The following is a 12,466-nucleotide window of genomic DNA, read 5'->3' on the forward strand; positions in this document are numbered from 1 at the left end:
GAATAAGAGGATCTTCTTCTGCGGTACCGGGGATCCCTCATGCCTCCTGTTACAGAGCGTACTAGCTCGCTCGAACTTCCTTGCCAGGACGGCTGCGTCAACGTTTCCATCGTCGTGCCTATCTTCAACGAGGAGGGAAACGTCGGAGAATTTGTGGAGTGCGTGTTTGCTGCACTCACTCCGACTTCACGTGCTTTCGAACTGATTGTTGTCGATGATGGATCCCGCGATGCCAGCGGCGAGATGCTGCTGCGACTTGCCGCGGAGCGGCCATGGCTTCGTCCTGTACGCCTTGTACGGAACTACGGTCAGTCGAGTGCGCTACAAGCCGGTTTTGACCGCGTGCGCGGTCGCTATGTGGTGACGTTGGACGGAGACATGCAGAACGATCCGTTCGACATCCCCGCCATGCTGGACCGTCTGGACTCCGATGCAGGGATAGATGTGATCTCCGGATGGCGGGAGCACAGACAGGACAAAGCTCTTTCCCGCCGTCTTCCCTCATATATCGCCAATGCACTGATCTCACGGGTCACTGGCGTCCAGCTTAATGACTACGGCTGTGCGTTGAAGGCTTATCGCAGGGAGGTCATCGACCGTATACGGCTTTACGGTGAGCTGCATCGCTTCATCCCGTCGCTCGCACGAGACGTAGGGGCGCGAATCGCTGAGATGCCTGTCCGACATCATGCACGCACACATGGGGTATCGAAGTACGGCATTGATCGGACCTTTCGAGTAGTTCTTGATCTCATGCTCATCGTGTTCTTCATGCGCTACCGTCAGCGCCCACTACATGCTTTTGGTGGTTTGGGTCTATGGCTCGCGGCTCTTGGCGTTGCCATTCTGTCTTGGCTAGGCCTTCTCAAACTCTTAGGGGAGCACATTGCTGGACGCCCCTTACTGACGGTAGGGGTCCTGCTGCTAGTGGTGGGCGTCCAACTCGTGGTTGCAGGCTTGGTGGGCGAGCTGTTGAGCCGGATCTACCATGAGGGCCGCGGCGGTGCTCAGTACCATGTTCGAGATACACGCAATTGAAGAAAGCGCGGATTCAACGTTCGCGTTTGGCAATCGGCGGTGTCCTCCTGTTTGGCATAGTTTGGTTTGCCGATCCGCGAGAGGTATTCGCGGTGCTTGCCGGTGCCAACTGGATTTGGCTGACTGCTGGTCTCATTCTGTCTGTGCTGTCCAACGTTATCTCCGCCCTGCGCTGGCGTGAGTTGGCCGCATGGCTTGGTCACCCGATCACTTCGACGACCGCACTACAGATTTACTTCCGCGCGATGGCACTGAATGCGCTGCTACCCGGAGGGGTTGTGGGTGGGGATGTCTATCGTGCGCTGGTTCTTCGTCAGCAAGGCATGCACCCAATGGGGGCAACATTATCTGTGTTGCTCGATCGCGTATGGGGCTTCTGGTTGGTGATCGCAATCAGCATTATGGGGAGTGCTTTCACATGGACGCTGATCGCTGGCCAAGTATCTTGGACGGATCAATTTCCCGAGCCTTCTAAACCGCTGTTTGTCGTCATCGGCATTCTCTGGACCCTCTTGCCCCTTTTGTTCCTGCGTCGGCTTGCTCCTGCGTGGCGACGCTTCCACGAAGAGGTGATCTCTTTGGAGACTTGCCATATGCGGATCCGCCGGCAGTACGTTTTGCAAAGCGTCGCTGCACTGTGTGTGCAGTGGCTCTCCATCGGCGCGCTAGCACTTGGGGCTAAGGCAATCCATCTTGAACTCTCTACTGCTGTCTGGGCCACCGTGTCGTTTCCCATATTCTTGATGGCAGCGATTCCTGTTAGCTGGGGTGGATGGGGAGCCCGCGAAGCTGCTGCTGCGGGTGCGTTATCCGTCTTTGGCGTTTCAGCCGCTCAAGGCGTGGGGGCAGGACTGATTTACGGCATCTATGCCTTGGTTCAAGCAGCAGCAGGGGCAGCCTTATTCGGATGGCCCTCCATGCAGCAACAGACTGAACTGGCACGCAAATTGAATCAACACCGACACACTCGTGACTAAATGTGGCGACGTGCAAACGATGAGCCCATCTGTGGTATAAAAAAAAGATGCAACAGGTTCGTTCCTTCTTTGCCGCTTTTCTTGTCGGAATCTTGATGGTCACGCTGCTCAGTCCTCACTTTGGCTGGGAAGTGGTCGCGAGTGAGTCCGAGCTTGGTCACGTCCTTGGCGACCAGCACAAGACTATGGCAGCAGATTGGGATACGAAATACTCGTCGATCGGTGGTGAAGAACCCCACGCCACTGATCATCATCATGGATGTGCGGGGCATCAGTTCTCCCATACTCCTGCCCAAGCCAGCGCATCTCATGCTTGGCATCCCGCCCCAACTAGCCAAGCTGCGCTCCCCAGCGCAGCGATCAGCTTTCAATCCTTCATTCCGCCCGGCCTCTATCGGCCACCTTTGCTCGCGGCTGCCTGAGGTTCTGATCCTCACGATCAAGACCTGAGTCGCTGCGGTAACGGCCAGCCATGGTCGTGTCCGTGCGCTCGTCAGCTGTTCGTCAGACGTCTCCTGGTCGCCGACATAGCACCTGGAGTTCGTCCAGATCTCGTTCGAGCAAGTTGGAGTGAATTCATGTTCAGCAAACTGCTGCCGCTGGCGGTGGGTTGTGTATGGGCCGTTGTCGTCCATGCTCAACCCACTACCCCGGCGCCGACCTCTGGGCAACCTTTTAGCCCGCGCTATGCCATTTCTCCTGACAACCTGCCAGCAGCGTCGACTGGCGCAGGATTTGTCGAGCCAGTAACACCCCTCTCGCTTTCACAAGCGATCGAGTACGTCCTCACAAACAACGCATCGCTGACGGTTTTGGCGCGCGAAGTGCGGGCACGTGATGGAGATCGCCTCCAGAGCAGCTTGCGCCCCAATCCTGAGTTGGGAATGCGAGTTGAGGATCTGCGAGACCGCAATCGAACGACCACCTTGGAACTGAGCCAGCTCATCGAGCGTGGTGGAAAACGCGAAGCACGAATTTCTGTGGCTGAGCTCGGACAGAGCGTTGCCACGCAGGAATTTCTTGCTCGCGAGCGCGCCCTACGGGCCGAGATTGAAGCTGCGTTTCGCGGAGTCCTTGCTGCACAGGAAAGCCAGCGTTTAGCTCAGGGCTCACTCGACCTTGCAGAGAGGGTTAGCGATATCGCCGGCCGGCGAGTTCGTGCAGGAAAGGTGTCTCCCGTAGAAGAGACTCGGGCTCAGTTAGCACAGGCGGCAGTACGCGCGGAGCTTAGCGCGGCAAACGGTGCTCTAGCGGTTGCCAGATCTCGACTGTCTGCACTATGGGGCAATGCGATGCCGAGGTTCGAGTACGCAACTGGATCTCTGAATGATGAGTCCGGCTTGCGCCCGCTGCCAGACATGTTGTCAGGGCTTGATGACTCTCCTTTGATGGAACGTGCTCGAACTGAGATCAGCCGCCGTCGGGCGGTCGTGGATCTGGAGCGTAGTCGTGGAGTACAGGATGTCAGATTGAGTGTGGGGGCTGCTCGAAACAACGAATTGGGCCTCACCCAGGTCCTGTTCGGTTTCTCCATTCCCTTGGCAATCAATGACCGCAACCAGGGCGCACAACTCGAAGCACTGCGTCGTGCTGATCAGGCTCAGGACGAATTGATGGCGCTGCGAGCTCAGCTTTCGGAAGGCCTGGTGCGTGCCTACGAGCGAGCCTCTACGGCCAAAGGTCTTGTCCGCACTCTGGAGCTGGACATTCTGCCGGGCGCCCAAAGTGCCTACGGCGCAGCAACCATCGGCTTTGAGCTCGGAAAGTTCACGCTTCTCGAAGTACTCGACGCCCAGCGCACCCTCTTTCAGGCTCGCTCCCAGTATGTGCGCGCCCTTACCGAAATGAATGAAGCCATCGCGACTATGCGCAGCATAGTGGGCGATCGAAAGGATGGCGAGTAACCATGATCCTCCAACCGATTACCAACTGGATCCAGCAACGGCCGCTCTTGAGTGTCCTAATCGCAGTGCTGGTCACTGCCGCGGCTGCGGCCTCTTACTCCTGGATGGAGGTCAGTCACGGCCATTCTTCTGGCAAGACCGAGGAGAGTCACGATGGTCACGACCACGCGGCTCCTAGCGAGTCAAAGGAAGACGGCAAGGACCATGACCACAGCAAGGACGAACCCAAGAGACCGAAGTCGAAGGAAGGAGTTCCAGACGCCATACCGATGAACCAAACCCAGATTGCACAGGCCGGGTTGGCGGTTGAAAAGGCCGCTCCCGGGCAGTTGAAAACCCTCCTGGAGCTGCCGGGAGAGATACGCTTCAATGCGGACCGAATGGCACACGTCGTCCCACGTGTTGCAGGGGTCGTTGAGGAGGTAAGCGCCGATCTGGGTGCCTCCATGGCCCAGGGGCAGGTCATGGCAGTGATTGCTAGCACCCAGCTTGCAGAACAGCGCAGCGAGTTGCTCTCGGCAAAGAAGCGCCTCGATCTGGCCCGCACTACCTATGAACGAGAAAAGTCGCTCTGGGAGCAAAAGGTGTCTCCAGAGCTGGACTATCTGCAAGCACGGCAAGCCATGAACGAAGCGGAGATCATGGTGGCGAATGCCCGGGAGAAACTCGCAGCACTTGGTGCGAATACGGGTTCCGGTGAAGACAAGCTCAACCAGTTTGCCTTGCGGGCGCCATTTGCTGGAACAGTAGTCGAAAAGCACCTTACCCGCGGAGAGGCGGTGCGAGAAGACACTCAAGCGTTCATTGTGGCCGACCTCACTACAGTGTGGGCGGAGATCAGCGTTCCGGCGCAGGAATTAATGCGGGTGCGAAGCGGCACTGAGGTGACCGTCCGATCAACTGCGTCAGGCGTTTCTGCAAAGGGGATTGTTACCTACGTTGGAGCGTTGCTCGGGGAGCAGACCCGTACCGCGCCCGCGCGCGTGGTGCTTCGGAATCCTGATCTGGCGTGGAGGCCGGGTCTCTTCGTAACGGTTTCCATCGGCCTGGATACCACCGAAGCTGCCGTGACGGTGCTCTCAGCGGCCATCCAGAACATCGAAGGCAAGGACAGCATCTTCGTGAGCACCCCGTCGGGCTTCGTAGTGCGTCCCGTGAAGCTCGGACGTCGCGATGGTGATCACGTCGAAGTCCTTGAGGGGGTTACCGCGGGTGAAGAGTACGTCGCTCGCAACAGCTTCGTCTTGAAGGCAGAACTCGGCAAAGACAGCGCCGAGCACGCTCATTGAGGAGACGAAGATGTTCGAAAAACTCATTCGTGTGAGTATCGAGCAGCGCCTGCTGGTGTTGCTTGCGGTACTCGGTATGGCTTTATTCGGTATTTACAGCTATCAGCGTCTTGCCATAGATGCAGTTCCTGACATCACCAACGTTCAGGTGCAGATCAATACGCAGGCTGCCGGCTATTCACCCTTGGAAACCGAGCAGCGCGTCACCTATCCAATCGAGACCGTCATGGCAGGCCTGCCAGGCCTCTCCCAGACTCGCTCTTTGTCGCGGTATGGACTTTCCCAGGTCACCGTCATTTTTGATGACGACACGGACGTCTACTTTGCTCGCCAGCTCGTAAACGAGCGCTTGCAGGAAGCTCGCAGCAAGTTGCCCGCGGGCGTGGCGCCGCAAATGGGGCCGATCTCCACAGGCCTGGGTGAGATCTTTCTGTGGACAGTAGAGGCAGCTGAAGGCGCATTGAAGCCTGATGGGACTCCATGGACTCCGATGGACCTTCGGGAGGTACAGGACTGGATTATCAAGCCGCAGTTGCGCACCGTTCGTGGCGTCACAGAGATAAACACGATTGGTGGCTTCGCGCGTGAGTATCTGGTAGCTCCCAATCCAGATCGGATGCGTGCCTTTGGCATCACTCTTGGTCAACTCGTGGCTGCGCTGGAAACCAATAACACGAACGTTGGTGCGGGATACATCGAACGTAATGGCGAGCAGTATCTGGTCAGAGCGCCTGGTCAAGTCAGCTCGCTGTCGGAGGTCTCGGACATCGTTGTGACGACGGTAAATGGAGTTCCCGTCCGCATTCAGGACATCGCGGAGGTGAAATTTGGCCGAGAGCTGCGCACTGGGGCTGCTACAGACAATGGTCGTGAAGTCGTCTTGGGCACCGTGTTCATGCTCATCGGCGAGAACAGCCGCTCCGTTGCGCAGGCGGTTGCCCAAAGAATGGAAGAAATCAATCGAAGCCTGCCTGTAGGGGTCAAGGCGGTGACGGTTTACGACCGTACTACCCTGGTGGACAAGGCAATTGCCACCGTAAAGAAGAATCTTCTTGAGGGTGCAGTCCTAGTCATCGTTATCTTGTTCCTTTTCCTCGGAAACATCCGCGCAGCACTCATCACGGCGCTCGTGATCCCACTTTCCATGCTTTTTACGTTTTCCGGCATGGTTCAGCAGAAAGTAAGCGCGAATCTGATGAGCCTCGGTGCGCTCGACTTCGGGATCATTGTTGATGGCGCGGTTGTGATCGTTGAGAACTGCGTTCGCAGGCTCGCCCATCGTCAGAAGGAAGCAGGACGTCTTCTGAATCTGCGAGAGCGGCTGGATGAGGTCTTCGAGGCTGCGCGAGAGGCACGCCGTCCTCTGCTCTTCGGGCAACTGATCATCATGGTGGTGTACCTGCCGTTGTTCGCCCTCTCCGGGGTTGAAGGCAAGATGTTTCATCCGATGGCATTCACAGTGGTGATCGCTCTTCTGGGCGCCATGATCCTGTCGGTAACCTTCGTTCCTGCAGCACTTGCCATGTGTATAGGGAGGTCGGTGACGGAAGGAGAAAGCAAGATCATGGAGCGTGCGCGCAGCATCTACATGAGACTGCTGGACCGTACCTTTGCCAATCGGACTGTAGTCCTGGTCTTGGCATCAGCGATGGTGATAGGCGCGGGGGTGCTTGCGTCGCGTTTGGGTAGCGAGTTCGTCCCGAGCCTCAATGAGGGCGACTTTGCCATTCAGGCGCTTCGGATTCCAGGCACCAGTCTCAGTCAGTCAGTCGAGATGCAGCAAAAGCTGGAGATGACGCTCAAGACACGCTTCCCGGAGATTGAACGTGTGTTTGCTCGTACCGGTACAGCGGAAGTGGCGTCGGATCCGATGCCTCCAAACATCTCCGATGCCTACGTGATGCTGAAGCCCGTCAGTGAGTGGCCGACGCCGCGTCGCTCCAGAGATGAGGTAATGACCGCTGTTCGAGTGGCTCTGGAAGAGATGCCTGGCCAGAGCTATGAGTTCTCGCAGCCCATCCAACTTCGATTCAATGAGCTTATCTCCGGTGTGCGCAGCGACGTTGCCGTAAAGATATTTGGCGACGACATGGATGCGCTCAATAGAAATGCCGAGAGCATCATGGCAGTTCTCTCCACCATCAAGGGATCTGTTGAGGCCAAGGTAGAACAAACAAGCGGCCTACCCGTGCTTACCGTGCGGATTGATCGTGCGAAGGCTGCTCGCTACGGCGTCAATGTGGGCAGTATCCAGGACGCTGTCGCCACGGCCATGGGAGGACGCGAAGCCGGTGTCGTTTTCGAAGGAGACCGTCGATTCGACATCGTTGTGCGATTTGCGGACGAAGCACGAACAGATCTGGATGCGTTCGCGCGCATGCCAATCGAACTTCCTGCGGCAACTGGGGGTGGCGGACGCTTTGTTCCCCTGTCTGAGCTCGCAACGCTCGACATGCAACCTGGACCCAACCAGATCAGTCGCGAAAACGGAAAGCGCCGAATCGTAGTGACCACGAACGTACGGAACCGGGATCTGGGCTCTTTCGTCGCTGAAGCCCAACAGCGTCTGGCAACAGAAGTGAAACTGCCTCCTGGCTACTGGATGACGTGGGGTGGGCAGTTCGAAAACCTCCAATCTGCATCGAATCGATTGAAGCTTGTAATCCCTATTGCCTTGGGCCTGGTGTTCCTGCTGCTGTTCATGATGTTCGGCAAGATCCGCGACGGATTGGTGGTCTTTACAGGGATTCCATTTGCGCTCACGGGTGGTGTGCTGGCGCTATGGCTTCGAGACATTCCGTTGTCCATCTCAGCGGCAGTCGGCTTCATTGCGCTCTCGGGGGTGGCCGTGCTCAATGGTCTGGTGATGATCTCCTGCATCCGTGGTCTGCGCGAAGGAGGGATGTCACTCACAGAAGCGATTCGGGAAGGCGCTTTGCAACGGTTGCGGCCAGTGTTAATGACAGCTTTGGTCGCATCCTTGGGCTTTGTACCGATGGCAATCGCCACGGGAACCGGAGCTGAGGTGCAACGCCCTCTGGCCACAGTGGTCATCGGCGGCATCCTGTCTTCAACGGCACTGACCTTACTGGTGCTGCCGTTGCTTTACGGTGGTCGTCGGCGATCAGAGGAGGACTCCAAGACTCTTTCAGTCTAGTTCAACGAACTGTCTCTTCCGCGTCTCAACCCTAAGGTTGAGACGCCTCAATGAACACGCACTGATTGGGTGAGGAGTCACTCTATGCTTCGTGAGAATTCTGCACGAACGGAGGGCTGGTCTCAGTTCTCCGTAATGGCGTTCGCATCGCTTTGGATTGTTCTTCTTTGCAATCGGGCTTTCTGGACGCGCCTGATTGATGGCCGCGATTTGACGCGGCTTGATGATGTCCTGTTCGTGGTCGGCATCGGGCTGACCTTGGCAATGATTCTCAATGTGGTCTTGGGTGTTCTGGCAGTTGGACGCCTGAGACGGCCGGTACTGATCTTTTTTGTTGTGTTGGCTGCTACGACCAGCGCCTTTGTCGACAGATATGGCGTAGGGATTGATAGAACTATGGTTCAGAACGTCTTTGAGACCGATCCGGCAGAAGCAGCTGAGTTGGTCGATGGACCGTTCCTAGCTTGGGTTCTCGTCGTGGGAGTACTACCGTCCCTGTGGTTGGCACGAGTAAGAGTACGAGTTCGAGAAGGCTCTGCGCTTCGCACGGTCATGTGGCGCTCGGGCTTTGTCGTCGTGAATCTGATTGGTGCTGTACTTCTGTTCGCAATCTTCAGCGCAGAGTACGCATCGGTAATCAGGAACGATCGAGGGCTTCGGTATCAGTTCAACCCCCTGAATGCTGTCTATTCGACTTTTCGATACGTTCAACCAAAGCAAACCACGCCATCCACCGTTCACGTCGGGCTTGACGCTTCTCGTCCCGAGGTAAGACGAGGCTTAACCAGTCCAAGCATTTTTGTACTTGTCGTTGGCGAGACCGCACGTGTTACCGATTTCTCGCTCGAGGGGCATGAGCGAAGGACAAATCCTCAGCTCGAAGCTGCGGACGTTCTCTCCTTTGACAACGTAACCTCGTGTGGGACGTCGACCGCAGTATCACTACCGTGCATGTTCTCCGATCTTGGACAGCGGTCATACAGCGAGGAAGCATTCAGGGGCCGGGAGAATTTGTTGGACGTCCTTGCTCGTGCCGGTTTGGACGTGGTCTGGTTGGACAACAACTCTGGCTGCAAGAAGCTGTGTGATCGCGTCGAATCGCAGAACCTTGCAAAGGAGACTGACCCGCGATTCTGCCGGGATGGCGAGTGTTTTGACGAAATTCTGGTCGATCGGTTGCGGACGAGGTTATCAGACCTGAAGCGAGACACCGTATTTGTTTTGCATCAGAAAGGGAGCCACGGTCCGGCCTATTGGCGACGTTATCCGCCTGAGTTCGAGTTCTTCAGGCCGGTCTGCCAAACCATTAATCTGGATGACTGCTCAGCTGATTCGTTGCACAACGCCTATGACAATACCATTCTCTACACTGATCACGTCCTAGCAAGAATCATAGAGACGCTAAAGGAGTCACCAAATGTAGGGGCTTCTTCAATGCTCTATGTGAGCGACCATGGCGAGTCTCTGGGTGAAGCAGGAATTTATCTCCATGGAGCTCCCCGTTCAATTGCTCCGGAAGTTCAGTTTCAGATCCCAATGATTTTTTGGGCGTCGTCTAGTTTTTTGAAGGATCAACGGCTGTCCATGGAGTGCTTGCAGGCGCAAGCTAGCCGGACGTTGAGCCACGACAACCTGTTTCATTCAGTCCTTGGCGCACTTGATGTGCGCACCTTCGCATACAAGACGGATCTCGATCTGTTTGCTCCTTGTCGGGAGGCCTCACCAGTTGAGGCGGCTCTATGAGGATCCTTGTCGCTACAGATGATCTCTCCCTGCGCGAGCACCTCGTTGGGGCGCTTAAGCAACACTGGTATAACGTGGAGGCAATCAATACCGCGTCGGAACTGATTTATTCACTCACATCCTTCGAGTGGGGCGGATTGCTACTTGGACCAACGTTTGCAGGGACTGCACTGTGCACTCATCTTGCGTCCCTTCGGTCGCGTTTTACGTCCCTTCCAATTTTTGCGCTCGTTCAGCCTGGCACCCGTCTTAGCGAGGCGTTCAACGCCGGCGCAAATGATGCGGTGATGTCGCCCCCGGATCTCGACGAGGTACTCTCACGGCTACGAGAGCTTGATAGACGTAACAGTGGATCGATTGCGAGCGTGCTAGATACGGGGTCGGTGGCGATCGATCTGGGAGCGAGGTGCGCGATAGTGGGTGATTGCGAGATTCCCCTCCGGCGACGGGAGTTTCAAATATTGAAGCACTTGATCGCTCACGCCGGGCGTGCTGTTGCGGCAGAGGCGCTCTGTCAGTGCGTATATGGTTGGGACGAGGACCTGGGCAGTAATGCTCTGTACGTACACATCCACAACCTGAGGCGAAAGCTCCCACCAGATACCATCATCACCGTAAGGGGTGTGGGTTTCATGGTGAAGACCCGGTGACATGAGTCACTTCGGGCGATTGAGGATGAAATCATCTTCGAAGGAGCAAAGTGCCAGCGCGCAGCGGCATGGGTATTCAAGCAGAGGAGCAAGTAAGGCTCCTCCATCCAGCTCATCGCGAAGCGACGCCGATCTCTGGTTGGTGGCGCTAGTGTGTCTGCTTCTTGCCCTCTTTGCATCGCGTTGGAGCGGCGCCGATCTGTGGTTGTCCAGGCAGTTCTTCGATCCAGGTTCCACTCGCTTTCCACTACGGGAGGCGGAGTTGTGGTCGGGCTTGCTTCATGACGGCTTCAAGTGGCTTTCGCTGACGATTTGGACCGGCTTGCTGTGCATCCGTATATCGGGTATCGGAAGTCTTCACTTGAGGATTGCATCAAGAGAGCTGAATTTTGTTCTGACCGCATCCCTATTCATTGTTCTCGCAACCAGCTATGCCCGAAGCATTTCTCTTCATAGCTGCCCTTGGTACTTGACTCAATTCGGTGGATCAGCCGAGTTCTTTAGATTGCTGGATGTCGCTCCAAGCAATGCGGGCCCGGGACGTTGCCTGCCCAGTGGTCATGCATCGAGCGCTTTCATGTGGCTGGCAGTTGTCCCGATTCTCAGCGGACACAAACGCAGGAACTTGCTTGTGGCCGTGCTGGCTCTTGGCCTTCTGGCGGGCGTGGTTCAGGTCGCAAGGGGAGCACATCTTGCATCACATGTGCTGATGAGCGGAGCTTTAGGTGCGCTTGCGGCGGCTCTGGCACATCGACTGCACATCCGCCGTCTAACGCGGTAACCCAGCTGTATTGCTCGCTGATACGGGAACGCACTCAGGAGCACGACCGCTCTGAATATCTCATCCGCATGCCTTTCTCTCCCTTGTTCTTCGCAGCCATTGCCTCGGCCAAGACGAGGAGTTGCCTCAGCGTCGCGCTCCCTGACGAGTGAAGCACCCACTTCACGAACTGCAGTGCTCAGTGGAGCAGTGGAGGCCGGTCATAAGGCAAGCGCAGCGGCCAGTTACTTAGAAGCAGTTGCGATCTGCCGGCTGGATTTAAGGACACGTTAAGTCAGGGACGAACAGAATGATCTGATCGAGATGAGGCCGGCATGCTTCCTCCTGACGATGAGAGAACCAGGGCGAGCGCCCACGCTCAAGTAACCAACATTGAGGTTTGATAGCCCTCATTTCTCGATGCGACACACCCTGATCTTTAGTCCCGAAGCCCGGATCTATCTGGTGTGGTTACTGGTTTTATTAACCGGGGCCGCCTTTATGCTTATAGGATACTCAGAGTGGCATCGCAGACGAAGCAGAAAGATTAGGCCTAACAGGCTGGTGAGAAACCCTTGAATCCTTCCGGATCATGTCCTTCCGCTCGTTTTTTCCGGCACCGGAAGTGCGCCGTGGCGTGTGATTCGGGGTTCTCTCACCCTCGTATTCGGCTGCTCGCCAGGCAGCGGACGCATCTATCCCTCTACGCGGCAGCCGTTCGCATCAGGCTCAGCATTCGAGTCAGGTTGTACGCCGCGAACGCAAACAGCGCCTGACCGGAGAGCCTCTCCAGCCCCTTGTGCCGCGTCTTGCGCAGACCACCCACCGTCTTGATCCAGCCGAAGGCCTCTTCGATCATCTTTCGCCTGCGCAGACTCATCGCGTAGCCCTTGCCACGCGCGGTGCGTCCATCGACGGCGCTGCCGCTGACCTTGCGCGCCACGTGCG

The 12,466-nt window shown here is 56.7% G+C and carries 10 protein-coding genes; 9 read left to right on the top strand and 1 reads right to left on the bottom strand.

The window, feature by feature from the left end; all coding sequences use genetic code 11:
* Positions 1-39: 39 nt before the first annotated feature.
* The 9 genes from METUNV1_RS15070 (at position 40) to METUNV1_RS15110 (ending at position 11,539) form a co-directional block, all read left to right on the top strand.
* Complete coding sequence (locus METUNV1_RS15070) at positions 40-1,038, top strand: glycosyltransferase family 2 protein (RefSeq protein WP_008063251.1); 999 nt, start codon at positions 40-42, stop codon at positions 1,036-1,038.
* The gene (locus METUNV1_RS15075) at positions 1,035-2,015 is read left to right on the top strand and encodes a lysylphosphatidylglycerol synthase transmembrane domain-containing protein (RefSeq protein ID WP_008063252.1); all 981 of its coding nucleotides are present in this window, start codon (positions 1,035-1,037) and stop codon (positions 2,013-2,015) included. Before METUNV1_RS15070 ends, METUNV1_RS15075 begins: the two co-directional genes overlap by 4 nt.
* A 47-nt stretch (positions 2,016-2,062) precedes the next feature.
* Entirely contained in the window at positions 2,063-2,437 is a 375-nt protein-coding gene (locus tag METUNV1_RS15080) for a hypothetical protein (protein ID WP_139026379.1), read from the top strand.
* Between the two features lie 156 nt (positions 2,438-2,593).
* A complete protein-coding gene (locus METUNV1_RS15085; protein WP_008063254.1) occupies positions 2,594-3,919 on the top strand; it encodes a TolC family protein in 1,326 nt (441 codons plus the stop codon).
* Positions 3,920-3,921: 2 nt separating this feature from the next.
* The gene (locus METUNV1_RS15090) at positions 3,922-5,208 is read left to right on the top strand and encodes an efflux RND transporter periplasmic adaptor subunit (RefSeq protein WP_008063255.1); all 1,287 of its coding nucleotides are present in this window, start codon (positions 3,922-3,924) and stop codon (positions 5,206-5,208) included.
* A 10-nt stretch (positions 5,209-5,218) separates the two neighbouring features.
* A complete protein-coding gene (locus METUNV1_RS15095) occupies positions 5,219-8,365 on the top strand; it encodes an efflux RND transporter permease subunit (protein WP_008063257.1) in 3,147 nt (1,048 codons plus the stop codon).
* 84 nt (positions 8,366-8,449) lie between these two features.
* Positions 8,450-10,108, top strand: a complete 1,659-nt coding sequence (locus METUNV1_RS15100; RefSeq protein WP_081471369.1) for a phosphoethanolamine transferase — start codon at positions 8,450-8,452, stop codon at positions 10,106-10,108.
* 287 nt (positions 10,109-10,395) lie between these two features.
* Positions 10,396-10,758, top strand: coding sequence for a winged helix-turn-helix domain-containing protein (locus METUNV1_RS20240; RefSeq protein WP_052577306.1), 363 nt, complete (start codon positions 10,396-10,398; stop codon positions 10,756-10,758).
* A gap of 25 nt (positions 10,759-10,783) precedes the next feature.
* Positions 10,784-11,539, top strand: coding sequence for a phosphatase PAP2 family protein (locus METUNV1_RS15110; RefSeq protein ID WP_139026380.1), 756 nt, complete (start codon positions 10,784-10,786; stop codon positions 11,537-11,539).
* 682 nt (positions 11,540-12,221) lie between these two features.
* Here the strand turns inward: METUNV1_RS15110 and METUNV1_RS15115 are convergent.
* On the bottom strand, positions 12,222-12,466 hold a 245-nt coding region (locus METUNV1_RS15115; RefSeq protein ID WP_043359135.1), incomplete at its 5' end, for a transposase.

Origin of the sequence: Methyloversatilis universalis FAM5 (genome assembly GCF_000214035.2) — a bacterium.
Classification (GTDB): Bacteria; Pseudomonadota; Gammaproteobacteria; order Burkholderiales; family Rhodocyclaceae; genus Methyloversatilis; species Methyloversatilis universalis.